Origin of the sequence: Sphingopyxis fribergensis, from assembly GCF_000803645.1 — a bacterium.
Taxonomy (GTDB): domain Bacteria; phylum Pseudomonadota; class Alphaproteobacteria; order Sphingomonadales; family Sphingomonadaceae; genus Sphingopyxis; species Sphingopyxis fribergensis.
On record NZ_CP009122.1, the window covers coordinates 1,664,324 to 1,686,618 of the forward strand.

The window sequence follows — 22,295 nt, forward strand, 5'->3', positions numbered from 1 at the left end:
GGAAACGGAAAATGGACGGCGAGCCCCTGAACCAGATGACAGGGAGTTTGGCGTGCAGCAGTTTTCGAGCCTCGGGATCGCATCGCATCATCATTATCGCGCGCGCAATCGCCGCACGCGACTGGGTCTGGGGACATGCCTTGCCGGCGCCGCCGCGCTGCTGCTGACCGCGGCGCCCGCCGAGGCGCAAGCCGCGCCCGATATCTCGACGCTGCAAGCACCGCTTCACCAGGGGGCGGCACGCGCGCCTGTATCGGACGACGCCGTCGCGGAGCCGCAGGATCTGACCATCCGCATCGATGACGGGACTGCGATCGTCACCGAGGATGATTATCAGCACGGTGTCACGCTCACCAATTTTTCGGGGGGCTCGGTCACGATCGATGCTGGAGGCGCCGCGGTCACGACAAAAGGGACGGGTGCAATCGGCGCCGTCGCGATCGCGGTCGACGGCAATGCGACGCTCAACATCGGCGATGTGCATACATCGGGTGACAGCGCAAACGGGATCGTGGCGGGGTCGGCCAATGGCGCCGTGAGCGTGAAGGCGGGCACGGTCATCACCGAAGGGGGCGGATCGTTCGGCATTCACGCAACGGGCTATAGCGGCCCGGTCGACGTGACGGCCGCCGCGGTGCAAACGTCGGGCTATTATGCGACCGGCATTCACGCGATGTCGAACGGCAATGTGACCATCGATGTCGGCGATGTGCTGACGACCGGCGATCATTCGGTCGGCGTGAACGGGCAGGTCGGCCAGCCGCCCGCCTTTGACGAGGAAACCGGCCTGCCGATCCTGTCGGACCCCGCCGACCTGACCATCCGGGCGGACCATGTCGAGACGCATGGCTATGCTTCGGACGGCGTGATCGCGACCAATTTTACCATGGGCAAGACGTCGGTCGACGTCGGCAATATCAAGACGTCCGGGGACAATAGCTGGGGCGCCTATGCCGGCGGCTTTGGCGACGTCTCGCTCCACGCCGGTTCCGTCGAAACGACCGGCGCCGGCTCAGCCGGCCTCGGCGCGGTCAGCTTTTATGGCGCGATCAAGGTGTCGGGCGACAGCGTGGCGACTCGCGGCGATTTTTCCAACGGCGTCAACGTGCTGAACTACGACGCCACCAAGCCGACGACGATCGATCTCGGCAGCGTCGAAACGCACGGCAATTCGTCGACGGGCATCTATGTCGGCGGTCCCTATTGGCCGTATAATGAAGGGCAGGACATCACGCTGACCGCCGACAAGGTGACGACGCATGGTGTCAATTCGAGCGGCGTTGCGATATTGTCGGGCGGGAATTTGACGATCGACCTTGGCGAGGTCGTCGTCGAGGGCGACCGTTCGCGCGGCGTGGCGATCGCAACGGGGTGGGGCAATCTCTCCCTCAACGTCGATAGCGTCATTACCAAGGGCGAGGCCCAATATGGCCGCGATACGATCGGCATCCGCATCGGCACCAATCATGGTTCGGTCGATGCCACGATCGGATCGGTGGAAACCAGCAGCCGCAATTCTCCCGCTATTCTGGCAAACGGCTTTTACACCGATCAGAGCTTTACGATTACCGGAAGCCTGAAGACCGACGGATATCATGCCTCCGGCTTTCAGGCCGATATCGACACGGGTTCGCTGATGCTCGATGCGGCCACGATCATCACGAAGGGCGAAGCGAGCCACGGCGTAAACGTCGGGATGCGATCGGGCGACGTCGATATCCGCACCGGATCGATCGAGACGTTCGGCAATAGCTCGTCAGGGATCATATTGCAGAGCGCAAGCTATGACGGGCAGGCGCATCATGCCGCTATCGACGCGGGATCGATCACGACGCAGGGCGAGAATTCGGCAGGGATCAACCTGCTCGCGCTGGGCGCGAACGCCGACATCAAGGCCGGCAATATCGTGACGTCGGGCAATTATTCGTCCGGCGTAACCGCCGCCGCGATCTCCGGCATCGACGCATATGGCAATATTTTCGGCGGCGACCTGAACATCGATGTCGGCACTGTTGCAACGAGCGGTGACGACGCCCCGGGCATCGACGCGCTGGCTTATGGTGCAATCACCATCGCTGCGAAGAATGTGACGACGACAGGCGCCCGATCGACCGGCATCAGGGCGTCGGGCCTTGGCGACATCGTCATCGACGCAGGCACGATCGAAACGCAGGGCGACCACGCCGATGGCATTTACGCGAACACCAACTTCGGCGGGGTCGCGGGCGACATAAAGATTAGCGCGGGGAGCATCACGACATCCGGGGCCGCGTCTAGCGGGATTCGCGCGGTGGCTTACGGCGGTTCGGTCGACATCAAGGCCGGGAGCGTGAAGACGAGCGGTTATGGCGCCGATGGCATTTTTGCGTGGAGCTATATGGGCGATGCGACGGTCGAAGCCGGTGCGGTGACGACGAGCGGCGACGCGGGCCGCGGTATCACCGCTTATTCTGGTGGCACCACGACTATTATCGCGGGCGACGTCACGACGGCAGGGAAGGGACTCACGCCCGATTCCGATGCTGGCGGCATCAAGGCGGTCGGCGCGTCAGTCATCGTCAAGGCGGGGAATGTCAGCACCAAGGGCGACTATTCGACCGGCATTTACGCCAACAGCAATTTCGTGAACGACAATGGCCAAGTCCCGCGCGACATCAGCGTCACCGCCGACAGCGTTTCGACCGAGGGCTTTGCCTCGCACGGCGTGGTCGCGATCAATAGCGCGCGGCGCGCCGACATCGATATCGACGTCGGCAGCGTGAAAACGGGCGGCGATTATTCACTCGGCATCTATGCTTCCGCCCCGGCCGGCAGCATCTCGGTGAAGGCGGGTAGCGTCGAGACGGCCGGCAAGCAGTCGGCTGGCGTCGTGGCGATCAGCGAATATGGCGACATCGGCGTCGACATTGGCACGATCAAGACCAGCGGCGAAGGCGCGGCGGGCATTTATACCTATGCCGGCGGTGCGCCGAAGACTGGCGAGGCGGCGACCACGATCCGCGCGGGTTCGATCACGACCAGCGGCGACTATTCGTCGGGCGTGACGGCGATCGCCAACGGCGAGGACATCGCGATCGATATCGGTGTCGGGACCGTCTCAACGGAGGGTCTCGCGTCGCGCGGCGTCTTTGCATACGGCCTTGGCGACCTGACGGTGGCCGCGGAGACGATCAGCACGAAGGGTGAGGGCGCGAGCGGGATCGAAGCCTTCTCCTTCTATGGAGACATCAAGGTCAGCGCGGGCAAGGTGTCGACCGAAGGCAATCTTGCTACGGGCATTTATGCGTCGACCCTGATCGGCGACGTCGTCGTCGAGGCGGGCGACATCGCGACGCAAGGCGACTTCTCCTCCGGCGTGCGTGCCTTCAGCCAGACGGGGGACATTTCCGTCACCACCACGGGCGATGTCACAACCGAGGGCGCCAATTCCTATGGCATCCTTGCTTTCGGCAATGGCAATATCACGGTCGACAACCAGGGCAGCGTCGAGACGCGTGGCGAGTTCGGCCATGGCCTTTATGCGCTCGGACGCGGCGAGGGTTTCACCACTGTGACCAATAGCGGATCGGTGACGGTGACGGGCGCCGGGACATCGGCGATCCGTGCGCTGGGATCCTATCTCGGCGGCGGCGTCCAGGTCGTCTCCACTGGAAGTGTCAGCGCGGCGGGCGACTATGCCGCCGGCATCCTCGGTGTGATTCCGCGCAGTCGCGGCGGCGGCGGACCCGACGCTCCCAAGGTCGATATCGATGCTGCCACCGTGACCGTGACAGGTGATTCGACGATTGGCATTATCGGCCTGAATTACGCGGGTGATGTGCATATTCGCGCCGACTCGATTTCGGTCGACGGAAAAGGCATCGGTATTTCCGCGATTGCTCTCGATTCGATTGACGTCGAGGCGGGCGACATAACATCGGGCGGCCGCGGCGTAATCCTGATCAGCGGCGGCGGTTCGACGCTGACGGTGACTGGCGATATCGTTGCCCGCGATCATGTGGCGGTGGAGATGGGCGCCGGCACCGGCCAAGCCGTCCTCAACGTCGCGAAAGGCGCTTCGGTGATCGGCGGCGGCAAGCGGAACCCCGCCGACGACCCCTATACCGGTCCGGGCAATGCGATCATCCTCGGCTCCGATTCTGGGGTCGTGGTCAACAATGCGGGGACGATACGCAACGTCGGCGATCGCTACACGATCTTCGTGACCGACCAATATGCCGGGGACTGGGAGCCGGTTCCGGGCGCGGGCAGCCTGATCAACAACAGCGGCGTGCTGGAGGGCAATTTGCGCCTCACCGCCGGCGAAGACGTCATGATCAATTCGGGCGTGTTCGAGGCGACGAAGGACAGCATCTTCGGCGGCGGCGAGGACCGTTTCGAGAATAGCGGCGTGGTCCGGATCGGCAGCGCGGGTGTCACGACGGCCGCGCGTGCCGCCGCTGCGGGTACGAGCGTCACCTTCGCCGGCCTCGAGCGGTTCGAGAACAGCGGGACGATCGACATGCGTAACGGCATTGCCGGCGACCGGCTGGTGCTGACCGGCGACTTCGTGGGATCGGATGCCTCGACGCTGGCCGTCGATGTCGGCGGCGCAAGCGCCGACCAACTGGTTGTCGAGGGCGCGGCGACGGGGGCGACCAGCGTGGTTGTCGCGACGCTTCCGGGCAAGGCCACTCTGTTCGCCGGGCCGGTCGCGATCATCAAGGTCGGCGCCGGGTCGGCGGCCGATGCCTTCAAGCTCGACAAGGCCGACATGGGCTTCATCCAGTATGATATGCGCTATGACGCGGTTACTGGCACCTACAGCCTCGGCACGCAGGTCGGCAGCTCAGCCTATCGCCTCGCCAAACTCAACGAAGCGGCGCAGGCCATCTGGGACAAATCGGCGCAGGCGTGGAGTACGCACATGGCCGAACTGCGCGATGCCAATGGCAACGGCAACCGGCTGTGGGGCCAGATGTTCGGCGGTGTGGTCGATCGCGACGGCGCGATCGACGGTGCGCCGCTGGATTATCGCCAGGACTTTTTCGGTGCGCAGGCGGGTTACGATCTTGGCGGCAGCGAGGGCGAAGACAGCGCTGCGATCTTTGGCGTTACGGGCGGTTATCTCAGCTCGAAGCAACGGTTCAAGGGCGGCGACGAGCGCGCCGACTTCGATGCACTCAACCTTGCGGGTTATGGCAGCTATCGCGGCAAACATGTCTTTGCGAACCTGCTCGCGCAATATAGCCATTACTGGATCGGCGCGCGCGGCGGCGTCGGCACCGAGCGCTGGTCGGACAAGGTCGGCGGCGATGCTTATGGCGTGCAGGGCGAAGTCGGGATGCGGCTTGGGTCGGAGAAATTCTTCGTCGAACCCGTTGCGACGCTCGCCTGGCAGACGAGCTCGATCGATTCGATCGAGGCGTTCAGCCACCGGATCGAGTTCGACGACAATAGCGCGTTCACGGGGAAGATCGGGGCACGACTTGGTGCCGCGATCGGCAAAAGCGAAGGGACACAGGCGGTGCTTTATGCACGCGGCAATTATGTCCACGCATTCGATGGAAAGGCGGGCCTGCTCTTCTCGAGCGGTGGCGTCAGCCAATCGATCGTGACGCCGCAGATCGGCGATTATGGCGAAGCGGCAATCGGGGTGAACATCCTGTCGAAGGGGCCGGTAAGCGGCTTTATCGAGGGGGATGCGACCGTCGGCAAGGGGGCCACGGGCGGCGGCGGCCGCGTCGGCATCCGCTTCAAATTCTGATCCAGTCCAACCTTTGCAAGGCCCGGTTTCATGCCGGGCCTTGCCTGCATGAGCGAGCATGATGAGCGAGACCGAAACCCCCGACACGTCCTCTTCCGATACGATCGAAGCCGTATCGACCGGCAAGGCCTATGCGCCGGGCGCGGCGCCCGAAGCCGAGCCGGGCAAGACCAATATCGCCGTGTCGCGCGGCCTCAGCGGTTGGCTGGCCGCCCGGCGGACGAGCCTGGCGTTTACGAGCTATCAGACCGGCCAGCTTTTCCTTGTCGGTTTGCACCCCAACGGGACGGTGTCGTTCAACCAGCAAAGCTTCAGCCGCGCGATGGGCGTTTGCTGGCGACCGGGACGGCTGTATCTCGGCTCGCTGTTCCAGCTCTGGCGGCTGGAAAATATCCTGCGTCCGGGCGAGGTCGGCAATCAGGCGTTCGACGTGGTCCTGGTGCCGCGCAACGCGCAAACGACGGGCGATGTCGACATCCACGAAGTTGCGATCGACGGCGAGGGCCGCGTTGTCTTCGTGAACACAAAATATAGCTGCCTCGCGACGCTGGACCTGACGCACAGTTTCAAACCGATCTGGAAGCCGGCCTTCATTTCGAAGCTCGCGCCCGAGGATCGATGCCACCTCAACGGGCTGGCGATGCAGGATGGCGCGCCGCGCTATGTGACCGCGGTCAGCCGGTCGGACGTCATCGCGGGCTGGCGCGAGCGGCGGCACGAGGGCGGGGTATTGATCGACGTGCAGACCGACCGCATCGTCACCGATCAATTGTCGATGCCGCACTCGCCGCGGGTCGTCGGCGATCATGTCTATGTGCTCGACAGCGGACGCGGGCGGATTGTGCGGATTGACCCGGCTACCGGCGAAAAGGCCGACGTCGCTTTCTGTCCGGGCTTCCTGCGCGGCATGTCGATCGTCGACGGTCATGCGATTGTGACGGTGTCCAAGCCCCGAAACGGCAGCTTCGCCGGTCTGCTGCTCGATGGCGAGCTCAAGGCGCGCGATGCCGAGCCATGGTGCGGTGTGCTCATCGTCAATCTTACAAGCGGCGACATCGTCGAGTGGATCCGCCTCGAAGGTCATATTACCGAAATGTTCGACGTGACGGCGATGCCGGGCGTTGTGTGCCCCATGTCGGTCGGACCGGCGGCGGCAGAGATGCACAATACGGTCAGTTTCGAGCAAACGCATCTTCTGTCGCTGGTGGAAGGTGCAAACGGCGGCACGGAAGCTCGCTTGGATCGGCGATCGGCGGTGGTATAAACTTCCTGGATTCATAGCTTTGGAAAGCACAAGGGTCGATCTCTGCGAGGTCGACGCCGACCGCCAAATCTTTGAGGCGAACCCAACCTATCTCTAAGTACAGGTACGGCTGCCGCTCAGGAGACCCAACCTGTCCGCTCGCACGATATCGACAGCCCGGTAAACGCGCCATCAAAGGTCTTCACGCAAGTCGAGCAAATGGAGACCGACATGACACAGAACACGACCTTGACTGCCGACAAATCTCGCCTCGATGAGCTCGTCCCGTCGCGTTACGCGCTGCAGGTCGGCGACATCGAAGTATTGGTGATCAGCGATGGCGTGCTGCCGATCCCTGCACAAGTATTGGCGCACAATGTCGAGCCGGAGGTCCTCGGAGCCTGGTTGGACGGTCAGTTCCTGCCCCGCGAGATCGCCGAGTGGCCGCTCAACGTCCTCGTAGTGCGCAGCGGCGAGCAGACCATCCTTGTCGACGCCGGACTGGGGTTCGATCCGAACCTGGAGCTGGGGAAGGCCGGTCGCCTGATCCAGCGCCTCGCGGCCGCCGGGATCGAGCTTGGGTCGGTGACCGACGTGGTGCTGACCCACATGCACATGGACCATATCGGCGGTCTCGTCGTCGACGGCATCAAGGAAAAAATGCGCCCCGACCTGCGCGTTCATGTCTCGGCGACCGAGGTCAAGTTCTGGGAAGATCCCGATTTCTCCCGTACCGCCATGCCTGAGGGCTTCCCCGACGCCCTCCGCCGTACCGCCACCCGCTTCATGGAGCTTTACGGTAGCCAGGTACATACGTTCGACCAGCAGCATGAAGTGGCACCTGGCGTGGTCGTCGAACTCACGGGCGGCCATACCCCGGGCCACAGCGTGGTCCGCGTCGGGGCGGGCGCCGAGCGGCTCACTTTTGTCGGCGACGCCATTTTCCAGGTCTCGTTCGAACAGCCGGGCTGGTATAACGGCTTTGAACACGACCCCGAGGAAGCAGCCCGCGTGCGCGTGAAGCTGATGCGCGATTTCGCGGCGAAGCGCGAAGCGTTCGTCGCGACGCATCTTCCTTTCCCGTCCATCTTCCATGTCGCGGTCGACGGCGATGCCTTTCGCTGCGTCCCGGCAGTATGGGATTACTGACCTCAGATCGGCTTGATCGACCACCTTTGGGCGGGGCGAGCGCGATTGCGCGCTTTCCCCGCCGGACATACGGCGGCGACCATCGAGAGATTGGTCGCCGCCGTTTTGGCATGATCCGTGGTGGCAATCGGGCTACCGCTCCGGCGCGCTCGGCGTTAGGCTGTTGGTCAGCGATACCGGAACCGCTCGCCGGTCAGCTCTTGGGAGACACGCCAGAGCCGCTCCGCAACATCTTCGTCCTTCGCATTTTTAGGCCAGGCAGAAAGGCCCGGCGGGCCTTTCTGACGCAGGAAGCCGGTCGGCGCGAAATAGTCGAGCGCCTTTGCCTCCGGCGAAGCCGCTGCCATCAGGCCCGAGAGGGCGCCGGCCGCCGCATCATGCGAGGCAAGGCGTTGCAGCACGGCGATCAGCACCGCTTGCATTCCCTTTGGTCGCCCTACGCCATTGGCGATGAGGTCGGTCCGGGCGTGACCGGGATGCGCCGCAAGCGCGGCGATATTCCAGCCATGACAGTGGCTGAGACGCTGCAGTTCTTGCGCAAACAACAGGTTTGCCAGCTTGGACTGAGCGTAAGCCCGGTTTGGGTTATAGTTGTGCATCGACTGAAGATCCTCAAAATCGATCTTGCCGAAGGAGGCGATTCCGGAGGAGATCGACACCACCCTTGGATTTGGCGCCGCGCGAAGCAGTGGCAGCAAATTGCCGGTCAGCGCGAAATGGCCAAGGTGATTGGTGCCGAACTGAAGCTCGAAGCCATCTTCCGTCTCGCGCCGCGTCGGCGGCGCCATCACCCCGGCATTATTGATCAATATATCGACCGGCAGCCCCTCGATCCGGACAGCCTCGCCGAATTGTCTGATCGACGCCAGCGATGCGAGATCGACGCTTCGGTAGTCAAGCCGGGCGTCCGGCACCGCTGCCGCGATGCGACCGACCGCATCGGCTCCTTTGGTCGCATCGCGCCCGGTCAGGATGACCAAGGCCCCAGCGGCAGCCAGCGACTTTGCCATTTCAAAACCCAACCCTCCTGTTGCGCCGGTGATGAGCGCTCTTTTCCCCGATAGTTCGGGGATATTGGTCGCTATCGGGCTGCGACCTTCGAGCTGGGGGGTGGCAGGGGTCTTGTCATTCATGCGGCGTTCTCCTGAGGGCGGGCGGGGTGGCCGGGGATCGTCTCGGCGGCGGAGCCGCGTTTATCCTGCGGGCGCCGCGCCCATAGGTCTGAAATATGTCGGTTCGGCTATACTGTCCTAATGATGCCAAGGTTCGCGCGGGGAAAATGATCGTTGCCACTGCGTTTTCGGACAGACCTGGAGCGTTTTCGACCCTTGCGAACATTTGAGCCAGAAAAGGAGGAGCCGGACAGGTCGGATGCTCGTCTGCCAATTCGTTGGCCGCAAGGTGAAATCGGAAAAACCCCTGCGTTCACCATCCCTGTTATGTCCGATTAACACGGCTCCCCAAGTCACCCATGATCATGGCGTGGGTGACCGGAACGCCCCGCTCTCCTGGGCGATCGCCGTACAGCGCCGATCGCGCCTGCCTGGCGTCACCGGCCGCCGGCGGCTTTAGGGCAGGGTGCAAAGAGACGGATAGAACCGAAAAGTGCGGCGTGCATTATACCAATCTTCGGGCGGCGGGAGGGCATGGTACATCGGTTTGACCCGCTCTCGGGACTGCGGCCCACCCCGGCATTGCGCTAGCCTGATGCAACGGCCACGGGCTGCGCTCCATCATCGGTCGGCCAGCATGGCGAGGCTTTTCATTTACCAAGCCGAATGAAGGATACGCGAATGCCCGCTCGCATGAATATTTTCGAAGCCGCCCCCACGCCGATTGCGAACTGCTCAAGGCGCGCTTCAATGACAAGGAAATCGCGCATCTGACGGTTGCGGTCGCCGCGATCAACTTCAAGGTGCAGATCAGTCTGCGCGTGGTGCATCCGCTCGAAGTGGGCGCCGCCTGGGCCTGAATCCCCCCTTCGGCACCGGCGCTGCTGACCCGGTTGCCTTGGTGTCGACCGGCCGCTGGAGCGCTTCTTCATCCCAAGCGTTCCAGCGGCCCCCTTCACAGGAACCATGGCCGATGAGGCTTCATCATTGCCGCCGGGCCTTCAGTTTTGCGGCCCATATCATACTCGTCGAGGCGAGAGCGTCCATCGACAGCGTGAGCGTCCAGCGTGACCGATAGAGATCCCGAAATTGGCGGCGATATCGGACATCGCGGCATGCCGTCTTCGCGGATGGAGGCGTTAACCGACGGAGTGGTTGCGATCGTGATCACGGTGATGGTGATCGAATTGCGCGTTCCGACCGGCGACGGATGGGCCGGCGTTGCAGCGAGCATGCCGCTGCTCCTCGTCTATGCGCTCAGTTTCGTGAACGTCGGGCTTTTCTGGAACAACCACCATCACCTGCTGCAAGCCACCGGGCGCATCGATGGGCGGGTGCTATGGGCCAATCTCTTCCATCTCTTTTGGCTCAGCCTTATTCCCTATACGATCCGCTGGCTCGACGAGAGCGACTTTGCCGCGCTCGCGGTGGCGGGATATGGCCTTGTCCTCGGCATGGCGTCGATAGGCTATGAGCTTCTCGTGCGCGCGATCATCGCCTCGCATCCCGCCAACGCGGCGATCGCGCGCGCGGTCGGCCGCGATATCAAGGGCCGTGTCAGCGTGGCATCCTACGCGCTCGCGGCCGGTCTCGCCCTTGTACATCCTGGCCTCGCCCTGGCGATCTATCTGGCCGTCATTCTTTTGTGGTTCATCCCCGACCGCCGGATGGAACGGATATTGAGCGACTGACGACTTGGTCGCCGCCAATTGGTACAGTCGTATCGGTCGATCTTGCGTCTGCCGCGCGCTTCACGCGCTGCTATTTTCAGCACTAATTTTGGCGCAGATATTGGACCCGTCGATGAGCTTTCCCTGGGCGAAACCCTATGAACCCACGCATCCGCTCATGCAGTGGCTCGACCAGAAGCTGCCGCTTCCACGCTTCGTCTATAACGCGACCGGCGGCGGATATCCGGTGCCGCGGAACCTGAATTTCTTTTGGAATTTCGGCGTACTGAACGGAATGGCGCTGGTGATTCAGATCGTCACCGGGCTGGTTCTGGCGATGCATTATGCCGCGAACAGCGGCATCGCGTTCAACTCGGTCGAGCATATCATGCGCGACGTCAACGCGGGTTGGCTGATCCGCTATGTCCATATGAACGGGGCGTCGCTGTTCTTCACATCGGTCTATATCCACATGTTCCGCGGACTTTATTACGGGTCGTACAAGGCGCCGCGCGAAATGGCGTGGCTGATGGGACTGGTCATCCTGCTCTTGCTGATGGCAACGGCCTTCATGGGCTATGTGCTGCCATGGGGCCAGATGAGCTTTTGGGGTGCCAAGGTCATCACCGGGCTGTTCAGCGCCATTCCGCTTGTCGGTGAGCCGATCCGGACCTGGCTGCTCGGCGGTTATGCGCCCGACAATGCCACGTTGAACCGCTTCTTCGCGCTGCACTATCTGCTGCCTTTCGTGATCGCGGCGGTGGTCGTGCTGCATATCTGGGCGATCCATATCCCAGGATCGAACAACCCGATCGGGGTCGATGTGAAAGGGCCGCAGGACACGGTGCCCTTCCACCCCTTCTACACCGCGAAGGACGGCTTCAGCGTCGCAGTGGTGCTCACCCTGTTTGCCGCGCTCGTTCTCTTCTTTCCAAACGCGCTCGGTCATCCCGATAATTATGTTCCGGCGAACCCGCTTTCGACCCCCGCGCATATCGTGCCCGAATGGTATTTCTGGCCCTTCTACGCGATCCTGCGTGCCTTCACTGTCGACTTCATCCTCCCGGCGAAGCTGCTCGGCGTGCTCGCAATGTTCACCTCGATCTTTCTGCTGTTCTTCCTGCCGTGGCTCGACACTTCGCCGGTGCGTTCCGGCACCTATCGCCCTCTGTTCCGGAAATTTTTCTGGTTCGGACTAGTGCCCTGCGTTTTCGTGCTCGGCTATTGCGGCGGGGCGCCGGCAGAGCAGCCCTATATCGTGATCTCGCAGATCGCCGCCATCTACTATTTCGCGCATTTCCTGATCATACTGCCGATTATCGCCAGAATCGAAAAGCCGCTGCCGCTGCCGACTTCGATCACCGCATCGGTGCTCTGCGTTCCGGACGCCAGCCCCGACGCGGTCGATGCGCAGCGCCGGAAATGACGGACGGCCGTATGGATGGCGACCGCTTCTACCGCGTTGGCGCGGTGTGAAAACCCGGCGCGACCCGCGCTCGAATGCCGCTCGCCGAATTCGGGAGCGGCGGGAGCGAAAGCCGCGGCCATTTGACCATTAGAACATCAAGAAAGACAAAAGAATGAAGCCTTATCTTCTCCCCATATCCTTCGCCCTGGTCGCAAGCCTTGCGGCCGCCAATCCGGCAGCTGCGCAGACCTTCGAAGGTCCCTATGTCGGCGCTCAGGCGGGCTGGAACCAGAACAAGCTTGGGACGGTCGAATCCGACATCGGCACTGCGCAGGTCGATCGATCACGCGACGCCGCGACGGCAGGCATATTCGCCGGCTACAATATCCAGCCCGCGAACGGCATTGTCGTTTCGGCGGAAGGCGCCGTCAATTTCGGTTTCGATGACGGCGTTACCCGGTCCCAGAAGGACGCGATGGGCAGCATCAATCCGGAATATGGTTTCGACCTTGGTGTTCGCGCGGGCTATCTCGTGACCCCCAATACGCTCGTCTACGCGCGCGGTGGATACGAAAATATCCGCGCATCGGTGCGCGTCCTTGACCTTGAAGGACCGCGCAGCGGCAAGGATAATTTCGACGGCTGGACGATCGGCGGCGGTGTCGAACGGGCAGTCACCGACCGCATCTCGGGACGCATCGAATATCGTTACAGCGATCTCGGCGGTAGCGGCACGAAGTTCGAGCGCCATCAGGTGCTCGCCGGCGTTGCCTATCACTTCTGACCATATCCTGCGCCTCGTGCGCAGGCGGGCAGCGCCCCCGACGCCGGCTGTGCCGGCGTCGGGGGCTTCTTGCGCCATCAAATGTGGAGTGATATAGTCCATGTTATGGCTCATCTTACCGCCAGCGTCGAATATGGCATCCATGGCCTGCTCGCGCTTATTGACGCGGATCATCAGCCGCGCAGCGCGCGGGATATCGCATCGTTCGAAGGCATCTCGCCGACATTCGTGTCCAAAATCTTCGCAAAACTCGAAAAGGCGGGCATCGTCCGCGCAGCCGGTGGCGTGAAGGGTGGTTATCTCCTCGCTCGCCGGCCAGAGGCGATTAGCGTTCTGGCGCTGGTCGATGCGATTGAAGGCCGCAAGCCGCTTTTTGAATGTCAGGAAATTCGCGGCCGCTGCGCGCTGTTTGACGGCAAGCCACCGGACTGGGCCAGTCGCGGCGTCTGTTCGATCCACGCCGTGATGCTCAAGGCCGAAAAAGCGATGCGCGACGCGCTCGCGAGTGAAACGCTCGCGGATATTTCGAACCGGCTCCAAGCGAAGGCGCCGCCCGAATTCGGCAGCGAAGCCAAAGCCTGGTTCGATCAACGACTAGCGGCGCGGCGAAAGGGTCTCCTCGCTCAACCGAAAGCACTCGCGCGATGATCAATATGCTTGTCGAAGAGAAACCGCCGCTCGTTCTTGTGGTTGACGACGACGAAGAGGTCCGCACCGCGATTTGCGAACTGATGCTGTCGGTCGGAATCGAAGCCGCCTGTTACGGTTCGACGCGAGAACTGATGGACTCGCAACTTCTCGATCGTGCCGGGTGCCTGGTCCTGGACGTGCGCATGCCCGGTTCGAGTGGCCTTGACCTTCAACAGTATCTCGCCAGCGCGGGGATAGCGAAGCCGATCGTTTTCCTCACCGGCCATGGCGATATCCCCATGACGGTCCAGGCGATGAAGGCGGGCGCGGTCGACTTTCTGACCAAGCCAGTGCGCGATCAGACCTTGCTCGACGCCGTGACCGCAGGCATCGAACGTGACATTGCCGAGCGCGCGAGCGCCAGCGTCGTTCAGCAGCAAGTCGAGCGCTTTGCAACGCTGACCCCGCGCGAAAGCCAGGTCATGCGCGAAGTGGCGATGGGACGACTCAATAAGCAAATCGCCTACGACCTGGGTATCAGCGAGATCACCGTGAAGTTGCATCGGTCCAACGTGATGAAGAAAATGCAGGTCGCGTCGGTAGGTGAACTTATCCGCGCATGGGAAAAACTTCCCTTGGAGTTACGGGAAATCGCCGCAGCCTAATCTTTGGTATGGTTATAATGGAGGACAAGCCGCGCGAGAATATGTCATCGGTCCGCAAGGCCGCATGAAAGAGGACGAGTGGCGTGCCCCAAGAACCCGTTATCGCGATCGTGGACGATGATGCGGCAATTCGTGAAGCTCTGTCCGATCTATTGACGGTGTCGGGTCTCGACTGCGTCGCCTATGATGGTGCCTTGGCCTTTCTTTCCGACCTGCCACATCGGCGTTTCGCCTGTTTGGTCACCGACATCCGCATGCCGGGAATGAACGGGCTCGAATTGATCGAGCGGCTGCATTCCGCAGGCTCGACCCTACCCGTCGTCGTATTGACGTCGGTTCGCGACGCGAGGATGCGCGACCGCGCGCTCGCGCTCGGCACCTTCGATTGGCTGATGAAGCCGGTTACCGATCATCGCTTGCTCCGAGTGCTTGGATCCGCGATCGGTACGGACGACGCCCCATGACAGTGGGTTGCTTTAACGGATGGCTCCCTTTTTTCGCGGGCAATGTCCTGACGCCGATACCGCCGCCGTGATCGGGCGCCACAGCCTCGCTACCGGAACACGGAGCAAATTGGTTCAGGCGGTTTCGGACCGCCGTGCCATTGTCGTGCTAATCTCCGCGTGCGGGGGCTTTCTTGCCGCTTTGCTAGGCGAACCTATCGGTCTGTTCGCGCCATTCAGCGCACTCCTGATATTCGTGCGCCGCCGCAGGCGATCCGTTCTTTTGGCGGCTCTGGCGTTATTGCTGGTCTTGGCCATGATCGCACTGCTGCTCGCCGGTGCGCCCGCCTCCGAATCTCGGCTGTCTTGGATTGGACTGTTTTTCACCGCGCTGTGCATCGGCGCTATCCTTGGCGGCACTGAGCCAGCCCGGATCGAGCCGATCGCAGACCCCGCTCAGAACGGCCGGCTGCCGAAAGATATGCATCCGGACGATGCTCCGGCGGTGGAGCAGGCAAGGGCGCGTGCTTTCTGGAGCGGTGTACCCCAGATCGTGAGCTACCGGGCGCGCACAGCGGAAGGCGAATGGCGCAGAGCCGCATTTATTGCGGAACCGTCGAACGCCGGCAACATTCGTCCCGATCCCATGGTCCACGATCCGCACGAGCCCTGGACGATGGCGGAATCCTTCGGAAAAACAATTGATGCGGTTCACGCCGCCAGAATTCTCGAGAGCTTTTATGGTGCGGCGTTCGCCTTCGATGCGGGCGGACAATTCACTTATGCAACGCCGGTTGCACAGACGTCGATTTCGATGACGCTGGATGATCTCAACATGCCCTTGGGAGGAGGGGCCTTTGTCGAGGGCGGCGATTTCGGATGGAAACGCGGCGTACATCCGGACGACTATCCTGGCGCCGCGAGCGAGCTTCGGCGATGCCTGCGATCCGGCGATCCGTACAATTATGAATATCGCGTATTGCGGACGACAGGCGAATATATCTGGCATCGCTTTGCCATTCGGCCGACACACGACGCCGAGGGAGCGATTACCGGTTGGTTCGGCACCGGCTTCGATATCGACCTGTTCCGCAAGACCGAGGATGCGCTGCGCGAAAGCGAGCGGTCATTACGCGAATTGATCGAGACCGCGCCCGCGCTCATCTGGAGCATGACGCCCGAGGGTGAGCCGGTATATTTCAGCCGTCAGCTTCGCGAATTCTTTGGCTTCGACGTGATGGACAGGGACGTCGCCGGGACGTCACGGCTCCAGAGCGTGCTCCGCACGGTCATCCACCCCGACGATATCGAGAAGGTGAACCAGCGTTTCGCCCATTCGCTGCGGACCGGCGCCCCCTATAGCCTCACGCATCGCCAGCGGCGCTTCGACGGAGTTTACCGCTGGGTCGAAACGCGTATTGCGGCGATGCGCGGTGCAGACGGAGCCATTGTCCAATGGAACGGCGTCTGCCTCGATATCGAAGATCAGGTCCGCGCGCAGGAAGAACTGCTCCGTACCCAGGAAAAGCTGTCGCGCGCAGCGCAGGCCGCGAGCCTGGCCGAACTGTCCGCTTCGATCGCGCATGAGGTCAACCAACCGCTGGCGGCTATCATGACCAACGCGCAGGCCTGCGCGCGCTGGCTAGTTGCGGATCCGCCGAATGTCGCGCGGGCGCAGATGATCGTCGATCGGATCACACAGAGTGCGCAGTCGGCGGCCGACATCGTAAGCCATATCCGATCGCTGTTCAGCCAATCTTCCGAGCCACGGATAGGCATCGCGATCGACGCTTTAGTGGCGGAGGTTTGCGGAGTCATAGCTGAACAGGCGGCCCGGTGTAACGTTCAGCTTGATGTACAGGTGCCGCCCGGCCTGCCGTGCGTGGCGATCGACCCTATCCAGATCCAACAGGTTCTGGTGAATCTTCTGCGCAACGGAATAGAAGCGATGGACGGAATGCTCGCCGACAAGCGTCTCCTCGTAACCGCGCGCACCGACGGCGATGAAATGTTGCGCGTTGAAGTCACCGACAGCGGCGTCGGCGTCCTCGATCCAGATCGCATGTTTGAAGCGTTTTTCACGACCAAGCCGCAAGGCATGGGCATGGGGCTCGCCATCTGCCGGTCGATCATCGAATCGCATGGCGGGAGGCTTTGGGCGGAGGCGGCGCAACCGACCGGTGCCCGGCTTGCTTTCACCTTGCCGGTCGGTTCGCTCAATGCTTGAGGGCGCGGCAGGGGATAGTAACCCTGCCACCCAGGCTGCTGGCCGACGGGTCAGATGCGCGCCGGAACGTCGGCGGCCAGTCTGACCGACAGGGCTGCGCAACGAATGGCGGGAGCCAGCGTACAGCCCGATGCGGCAAACTCTAGCCACTCATCGGCAGCGGCCAGCCGGCCGGTTACGATCAGCGCACAGATCGCTTGCTGATCGCATGACGGATCGCCCGCGAGGCCCGCGACAAGCGGGCGTCCCGCAGCATGTTCAACCAGCACCATCAAGCTGTCGAAACTGGCGGCCATCATCAAAAGGCCAAGCGGAGCGAAAAGGCGATGGAGCGGCGGGGCAGCTGGCAATGCCAGCCGCCGCGCACCGCACCAACGAAGGGTCGCCTGGACAATCAGCTCGACCGAAAGTTCGGATTGGCCGTCTCGTGCGATCCGGCGGGACGTCACTCGGCGGTCCAGCCGCCGTCGATGGACAGGTTGGCGCCAGTGACCTGCGCCGCTGCGTCCGAGCAGAGGAAAAGCGCCATCGCTGCGACATCGTCGGGCTGGACGAAGGCCTTGGTTGGCTGGGCCGCCAGGAGGACATTGTTCACCACTTCGTCGCGCGTCATCGCGCGCGCTTTCATCGTATCGGGTATCTGCTTTTCCACGAGCGGCGTCCACACATAGCCCGGACTGATGCAGTTTGCGGTGATGCCAGATGTCGCGAGTTCGAGCGCGACGGTCTTGGTGAGGCCGGCCAGCCCGTGCTTGGCGGCGACATAGGCGCTCTTGAACGGCGATGCGGTCATCGAATGCGCGGACGCGGTCGAGATGATCCGGCCCCATTTGCGCCGTTTCATGCCGGGTGCGACGGCGCGGATTGCATGAAATGCGGACGACAGGTTGATCGCGATGATCTGATCCCATTTCTCCACCGGGAATTCCTCGATGGGGGAGACGAACTGGACGCCGGCATTGTTGATGAGGATATCCACCCCGTCGAAGCTAGCTTCCGCTTCCGCGATCATCGCCGCAATCTCTTCGGGCCGTGTCATGTCGGCTTCGAGATACAGGACCGTTACGCCATGCTTCGCCGCAAGCGAGGCCCGCTCGGCTTCGATCGCGTCGGCGTCGCCGAGGCCGTTCAATATGATGTTGGCGCCTGCCGCAGCGAGGGTGCGCGCATAGGCCAGCCCTATGCCGCTCGTCGATCCGGTGATTACTGCTGTCTTGCCCTTCAGGGTCATCTCATTCTCCAAATTTCGGGTCGGAAAGTTTTGCGTTCACTCCGCTTCGTCGCGGTGGACGTCGTGGACGACGATACATTCGTCGGTAAGCAACGGCTCGAGCCATTGCCCGTGGTGCAGCGTCTTGCGCGTATCCTCGAATCCCGCGGCGATATGCTCGCGCATCGAGACCTCGGAAAATTCATAGTCCTTGGCCTGACTCTCATAGGTTTTCTGCTGATAGATCAGGTGGATGATATTGACCGATGCGGGCACGCTCGACCGCTGAAGCTGGATTTTTTCCAGCGCCGTCAGCTGATCGGGAGGAATGCGTTTCAGTGCTTCGCGCAGTTGCAGCTTGAGGTCGTGGATATGACGGTAGCTGTCGGTATTTTGCCGGGTGCGGCTGGAGTAGAGGATGTCCTTCTGACGCGTCAGCACATCGTCCATGTCACGCGGCAGCATACCGCGCGCCGAAAAAAGATCGACCTGGAAGACGAGCGACTTCATTTCCTGCTCTTGCGCGAGGAGGTGTTGGAGCGGCGTGTTCGAGACGAGACCGCCGTCCCAATAATCCTCGCCGTCGATCTTCACCGACGGAAGGCCGGGCGGGAGCGCCCCGCTGGCCATCACATGTTCGGGACCAAGGCGCATGTTAGCGCTATCGAAAAAGGTCAGGTTGCCGGTGCGAACCTTGACCGCGCCCAGGCTGATCCGTTTCTCGCCATTGTTCAAGATGTCGAAATCGACGAGCTTCTCGAGCGTCTCGCGCAGGGCATTGCTATCGTAAAAGCTGGTTGCGCCCGGCGCGCCGGGCGGCAGCATCCAGGGGTTGGGCTGGCGCGGCGCGAAAAACCCCGGAGCGCCGCCGGTCAGCGTCAGCATTGCGCTCATCCGGTTGCGGAACTGGCGAAACACGTCCCACTCCGGAAGATGATCGCTCCACAATGTTCTTCCCGAGACGGTCGACCAGAACTGCTCCAGCCGGTCGATCCGGTCCGCGGGCCGGTTGCCGGCGATGATCGCGGCATTGATCGCGCCGATCGAGACGCCGGAGATCCAGTCCGGTTCAGCTCCGGCCTCGCCGAGCGCCTTATATACCCCGACCTGATAGGCGCCCAGCGCCCCGCCGCCCTGGAGGATAAGGGCAACGCGGTCGTATTTTGCGGTTATCTCGTCAATCCGGGGTGTCGCATTGGGATCGAAATAGTTCGCGTCGCGTACCTGTGTCGGACCGGTCACGCCGCGTCTCCAGCCAGATAGTCGTGCACGACTTCACCGAGCCCTAGCGTGAGGTCGGCAATGAAATGCGTTGCGCCAAGGACTTCGAGCACGGGGAGGCGGGCGACGTCGGCGATGACATGGGGGAAGAGTGCCAGCGCCGCCGGACCGCTCCACGCGCCCTTGAGATCAATATCTTCGAGCGAATAGCGAACGAGCTCGCAGATGCGGGGCGTGCAATCGACGTGCGGGATGATCTTGAGCATGAAATTGGGCCGGCGCATGCTTTCGAGGACGGGGCCTGCGTCGAGTATCTCATGCTTGTAGCCGATCGATGCCGAGGCACAGAGCGCCGAGCCATAATGTAGCGTGCCCCGAATGACGTCGGATTCGTGGACGATGGCCGGCGCGGCGAGCTTCTTTGGAAAGCCCCAGATTTCGCGGCCGCCGGCAATCGGGGCTTCGTCGTCGAGATACATCGAGTGGACATAGCCGCCCGCTTCGCCGCGATAGCGAACCGGGATGACCTGGCCGGTCTCGGTGTAATCGCCGAAGCCGGTGGAATCGGGCATCCGGATGAATTCATAGCTCACCACCGGCTCGGCGATTTCGAGCGGTTCGGGCACCACGGCGCGCAGCGCATCGGGGTCGGTGCGATATTTGATGATGATATATTCGCGGTCGTAGAAACGATATGGCGGGCGCGGATAAGCCGGATTGGTGAGCGGCATGGCGAATGCCCGCGCTGCGACGTCTTCGGTCTTCATTGCATGGTTCCTTCGTAGATGGAGTCAATAGGCTGGCGCTTCGAGGCCGAGCGCCGCAGCGACGCTGGGGCATATGCTGGGTCGGCGCGGGAGCAGTTGGCGACGTGGCGCTCTTGCACCGCGCGCGATGCGCCGACGGGCTGCCGCGCGATGTTCGCGAACAGCGATGCGCGCTCGCTCGCGCTCATCTTGCGAAAGATGTTGCCCGTCTGCTCCCCATGATCCTTGTCAATCCGTTGGTCCCAGTGACCGGCGGCACCTTCGATCGGCAGCGGCGGTTCGGCGAATTCGGGCCGGTCTTTCCAGGCGTCACGGCTGTTCGGGAAATAGGTCGGGGCTGCGCCCAGATTGCCGTCGGAGTGCATTGCGCCGTCGCGGTGATAGCTGGTGGACGGACAGCACGGCGCGTTCACCGGGATATGAAGGTGGTTGACCCCGAGGCGGTAACGCTGGGCGTCGCCATAGCAGAAGAGCCGCGTATTGAGATTGTCGGCGACGGGCGTGCCATTGGCGTGATGAAGCGATGTCTTATGTGTCATGCGGCGTTCTCCTTGCCGGGGCTGCCGAACTAGACGCTGGCGGCATCGCCCCGCGACTGTGCCGCGGGGTTAGAGAACTATGCCGTTCGTACAGCGAATGGCGCGATCGGTCGGTCGCGACTGGGCCGCAGCTTAGATTGCGCGGTCGGGAAGGCGGATATTTCCCGTGCCAAGTGTGCGCGCCGCCTCGACCTTCGAATAGGTCGGCCCCGCCCCATGGACGGTCGTGACTCGCGCTAAATCCGCTATCTTGATAGAGTCAACTCCATCGACATCGGCAGTTACGGAGTAGGCCCAGTGCAAGGGATCGCAATATGTCGCTACTCGAAGAATTCATGATCGATCGCCGCGCGCTCATAGGCGCGGGGGCCGCCGCCGCGATTGTCGGCGCTGCCGAATGGCCCACCGCCGGCTTTGCCGCCACTCCCTTTCCCGGATCAGAAGGAGAAAATATGATGAACTTCGTAAAGACGACCGACGGCGTGCAGATATTTTACAAGGACTGGGGGCCGCGCGACGCACAGCCGCTTGTCTTCCATCACGGCTGGCCGCTCACGGCCGACGAGTGGGACAACCAAATGCTGTTCTTCCTTTCGAAGGGCTACCGTGTCATCGCGCACGATCGGCGGGGCCACGGCCATTCGACGCAGACCGACACCGGCAACGATATGGACACCTACGCAACCGACGTCGCCGCGCTGGTCGCGGCGCTCGATCTCAAGGGCGCGGTGCATATCGGCCATTCGACGGGCGGCGGCGAGGCGGCGCGTTATGCGGCGCGCGCGAAGCCCGGGACGCTTTCGAAACTGGTTCTCATCGCATCGGTGCCACCGGTGATGGTCAAGAAGCCAGGCAACACGGGTGGCCTGTCGATCGAGGTCTTTGACGGCTTTCGCACGGCGCTCGCCCAGGATCGCTCACAATTCTATCTCGATATCGCGTCGGGGCCTTTCTACGGCTTCAATCGCGATGGCGCGAAGATCAGCCAGGGGCTGATCCAGAACTGGTGGCGTCAGGGTATGATTGGCAGTGCAAAGGCCCACTACGACTGCATCAAGGCGTTCTCGGAGACCGACTTCACCGAGGATCTGAAGAAGATCCACGTTCCGACGCTGGTTATGCATGGCACCGACGATCAGGTCGTGCCGTTCGAATATGCGGGGCCGCTGTCGGCCAAGCTGCTCTCAAAGGGCGTGCTCAAGGCCTATGAAGGGTATCCGCACGGCATGGCCGCGGTCCATTCCGACATCATCAATCGCGACCTGCTCGAATTCCTTCGCAGTTGATCGCATCGGGTGCGCGGGGTGAGCCCATATGGGCTTCCCCGCACACCAGCGATGGTCTGTACGGCACATCTTTGATGCCCGCTGTGTCGGGCTCGACCCGCGCAGCCGATCCGAAAAAGGCACCCTATAGAAATTGACGGGAGCCTCCCGCTACTTGGCGCCCGCAGCGCTCGGCCTCGCGGACAAGCAGGACTT

At 62.4% G+C, this 22,295-nt stretch carries 18 protein-coding genes; 11 read left to right on the forward strand and 7 right to left on the reverse strand.

What is annotated here, in order from left to right; genetic code table 11:
* Positions 1 to 52 precede the first annotated feature (52 nt).
* The 3 genes from SKP52_RS07830 (at position 53) to SKP52_RS07840 (ending at position 8,138) form a co-directional block, all read left to right on the forward strand.
* Complete coding sequence (locus tag SKP52_RS07830; RefSeq protein ID WP_052207960.1) at positions 53 to 5,746, forward strand: autotransporter outer membrane beta-barrel domain-containing protein; 5,694 nt, start codon at positions 53 to 55, stop codon at positions 5,744 to 5,746.
* Between the two features lie 58 nt (positions 5,747 to 5,804).
* The gene (locus tag SKP52_RS07835; protein WP_228383861.1) at positions 5,805 to 7,010 is read left to right on the forward strand and encodes a TIGR03032 family protein; all 1,206 of its coding nucleotides are present in this window, start codon (positions 5,805 to 5,807) and stop codon (positions 7,008 to 7,010) included.
* A 198-nt stretch (positions 7,011 to 7,208) separates the two neighbouring features.
* Entirely contained in the window at positions 7,209 to 8,138 is a 930-nt protein-coding gene (locus SKP52_RS07840) for an MBL fold metallo-hydrolase (RefSeq protein ID WP_039573623.1), read from the forward strand.
* Between the two features lie 167 nt (positions 8,139 to 8,305).
* Here the strand turns inward: SKP52_RS07840 and SKP52_RS07845 are convergent, their stop codons facing one another.
* Together SKP52_RS07845 and SKP52_RS26015 are read right to left on the reverse strand one after the other, a co-directional pair.
* Entirely contained in the window at positions 8,306 to 9,271 is a 966-nt protein-coding gene (locus SKP52_RS07845; protein ID WP_052207962.1) for an SDR family oxidoreductase, read from the reverse strand.
* A gap of 629 nt (positions 9,272 to 9,900) precedes the next feature.
* Entirely contained in the window at positions 9,901 to 10,182 is a 282-nt protein-coding gene (locus SKP52_RS26015) for a hypothetical protein (RefSeq protein WP_148309057.1), read from the reverse strand.
* A gap of 135 nt (positions 10,183 to 10,317) precedes the next feature.
* Here SKP52_RS26015 and SKP52_RS07855 point away from each other — a divergent pair, with 135 nt between their 5' ends.
* From SKP52_RS07855 to SKP52_RS07885, 7 genes are all read left to right on the forward strand, one after another.
* Positions 10,318 to 10,941 (forward strand): TMEM175 family protein, encoded by a 624-nt coding sequence (locus SKP52_RS07855; protein WP_228383862.1) that lies wholly within the window; start codon positions 10,318 to 10,320, stop codon positions 10,939 to 10,941.
* A gap of 112 nt (positions 10,942 to 11,053) precedes the next feature.
* Positions 11,054 to 12,346 (forward strand): cytochrome b, encoded by a 1,293-nt coding sequence (locus SKP52_RS07860; protein WP_039573631.1) that lies wholly within the window; start codon positions 11,054 to 11,056, stop codon positions 12,344 to 12,346.
* A gap of 154 nt (positions 12,347 to 12,500) precedes the next feature.
* The gene (locus tag SKP52_RS07865; protein ID WP_039573634.1) at positions 12,501 to 13,112 is read left to right on the forward strand and encodes an outer membrane protein; all 612 of its coding nucleotides are present in this window, start codon (positions 12,501 to 12,503) and stop codon (positions 13,110 to 13,112) included.
* A 105-nt stretch (positions 13,113 to 13,217) separates the two neighbouring features.
* Positions 13,218 to 13,760 carry an RrF2 family transcriptional regulator gene (locus SKP52_RS07870; RefSeq protein ID WP_039573637.1) on the forward strand — a complete coding sequence of 181 codons (543 nt, stop codon included), beginning with the start codon at positions 13,218 to 13,220 and terminating at the stop codon, positions 13,758 to 13,760.
* Positions 13,757 to 14,407: a response regulator transcription factor gene (locus SKP52_RS07875; protein WP_039573640.1), complete on the forward strand. Its 651-nt coding sequence runs from the start codon at positions 13,757 to 13,759 to the stop codon at positions 14,405 to 14,407. The genes SKP52_RS07870 and SKP52_RS07875 overlap by 4 nt, the downstream gene beginning before the upstream one ends.
* Positions 14,408 to 14,490: 83 nt before the next feature.
* A complete protein-coding gene (locus SKP52_RS07880) occupies positions 14,491 to 14,871 on the forward strand; it encodes a response regulator transcription factor (protein WP_039573643.1) in 381 nt (126 codons plus the stop codon).
* 67 nt (positions 14,872 to 14,938) lie between these two features.
* On the forward strand, positions 14,939 to 17,077 hold the full coding sequence (locus tag SKP52_RS07885; RefSeq protein ID WP_228383863.1) for a PAS domain-containing sensor histidine kinase: 2,139 nt from the start codon (positions 14,939 to 14,941) through the stop codon (positions 17,075 to 17,077).
* A 50-nt stretch (positions 17,078 to 17,127) separates the two neighbouring features.
* Here SKP52_RS07885 and SKP52_RS26920 read toward each other — a convergent pair whose 3' ends face one another.
* From SKP52_RS26920 to SKP52_RS07910, 5 genes are all read right to left on the reverse strand, one after another.
* Positions 17,128 to 17,376: a hypothetical protein gene (locus SKP52_RS26920; RefSeq protein WP_039573646.1), complete on the reverse strand. Its 249-nt coding sequence runs from the start codon at positions 17,374 to 17,376 to the stop codon at positions 17,128 to 17,130.
* A 146-nt stretch (positions 17,377 to 17,522) separates the two neighbouring features.
* Complete coding sequence (locus SKP52_RS07895) at positions 17,523 to 18,308, reverse strand: 3-hydroxybutyrate dehydrogenase (RefSeq protein WP_039573649.1); 786 nt, start codon at positions 18,306 to 18,308, stop codon at positions 17,523 to 17,525.
* 36 nt (positions 18,309 to 18,344) lie between these two features.
* Entirely contained in the window at positions 18,345 to 19,529 is a 1,185-nt protein-coding gene (locus SKP52_RS07900; RefSeq protein WP_148309059.1) for a patatin-like phospholipase family protein, read from the reverse strand.
* A complete protein-coding gene (locus tag SKP52_RS07905) occupies positions 19,526 to 20,275 on the reverse strand; it encodes an acetoacetate decarboxylase (protein ID WP_039573652.1) in 750 nt (249 codons plus the stop codon). Before SKP52_RS07905 ends, SKP52_RS07900 begins: the two co-directional genes overlap by 4 nt.
* Positions 20,272 to 20,814 carry a catalase gene (locus SKP52_RS07910; RefSeq protein ID WP_039573654.1) on the reverse strand — a complete coding sequence of 181 codons (543 nt, stop codon included), beginning with the start codon at positions 20,812 to 20,814 and terminating at the stop codon, positions 20,272 to 20,274. The genes SKP52_RS07905 and SKP52_RS07910 overlap by 4 nt, the downstream gene beginning before the upstream one ends.
* 455 nt (positions 20,815 to 21,269) lie before the next feature.
* On the opposite strand from SKP52_RS07910, the gene SKP52_RS07915 reads away from it, so the two are divergent.
* Positions 21,270 to 22,100 carry an alpha/beta fold hydrolase gene (locus SKP52_RS07915; RefSeq protein WP_039580272.1) on the forward strand — a complete coding sequence of 277 codons (831 nt, stop codon included), beginning with the start codon at positions 21,270 to 21,272 and terminating at the stop codon, positions 22,098 to 22,100.
* Positions 22,101 to 22,295: the final 195 nt, after the last annotated feature.

Excerpts from the sequence above, each read along its gene's own strand:
- SKP52_RS07835 (WP_228383861.1), top strand. The coding sequence starts at position 5,805 with ATGATGAGCGAGACCGAAACCCCCGACACGTCCTCTTCCGATACGATC.
- SKP52_RS07840 (WP_039573623.1), top strand. The coding sequence starts at position 7,209 with ATGGAGACCGACATGACACAGAACACGACCTTGACTGCCGACAAATCT.
- SKP52_RS07845 (WP_052207962.1), bottom strand. The coding sequence starts at position 9,271 with ATGAATGACAAGACCCCTGCCACCCCCCAGCTCGAAGGTCGCAGCCCG.
- SKP52_RS26015 (WP_148309057.1), bottom strand. The coding sequence starts at position 10,182 with ATGAAGAAGCGCTCCAGCGGCCGGTCGACACCAAGGCAACCGGGTCAG.
- SKP52_RS07860 (WP_039573631.1), top strand. The coding sequence starts at position 11,054 with ATGAGCTTTCCCTGGGCGAAACCCTATGAACCCACGCATCCGCTCATG.
- SKP52_RS07865 (WP_039573634.1), top strand. The coding sequence starts at position 12,501 with ATGAAGCCTTATCTTCTCCCCATATCCTTCGCCCTGGTCGCAAGCCTT.
- SKP52_RS07870 (WP_039573637.1), top strand. The coding sequence starts at position 13,218 with ATGGCTCATCTTACCGCCAGCGTCGAATATGGCATCCATGGCCTGCTC.
- SKP52_RS07875 (WP_039573640.1), top strand. The coding sequence starts at position 13,757 with ATGATCAATATGCTTGTCGAAGAGAAACCGCCGCTCGTTCTTGTGGTT.
- SKP52_RS26920 (WP_039573646.1), bottom strand. The coding sequence starts at position 17,376 with ATGATGGCCGCCAGTTTCGACAGCTTGATGGTGCTGGTTGAACATGCT.
- SKP52_RS07895 (WP_039573649.1), bottom strand. The coding sequence starts at position 18,308 with ATGACCCTGAAGGGCAAGACAGCAGTAATCACCGGATCGACGAGCGGC.
- SKP52_RS07905 (WP_039573652.1), bottom strand. The coding sequence starts at position 20,275 with ATGAAGACCGAAGACGTCGCAGCGCGGGCATTCGCCATGCCGCTCACC.
- SKP52_RS07910 (WP_039573654.1), bottom strand. The coding sequence starts at position 20,814 with ATGACACATAAGACATCGCTTCATCACGCCAATGGCACGCCCGTCGCC.
- SKP52_RS07915 (WP_039580272.1), top strand. The coding sequence starts at position 21,270 with ATGAACTTCGTAAAGACGACCGACGGCGTGCAGATATTTTACAAGGAC.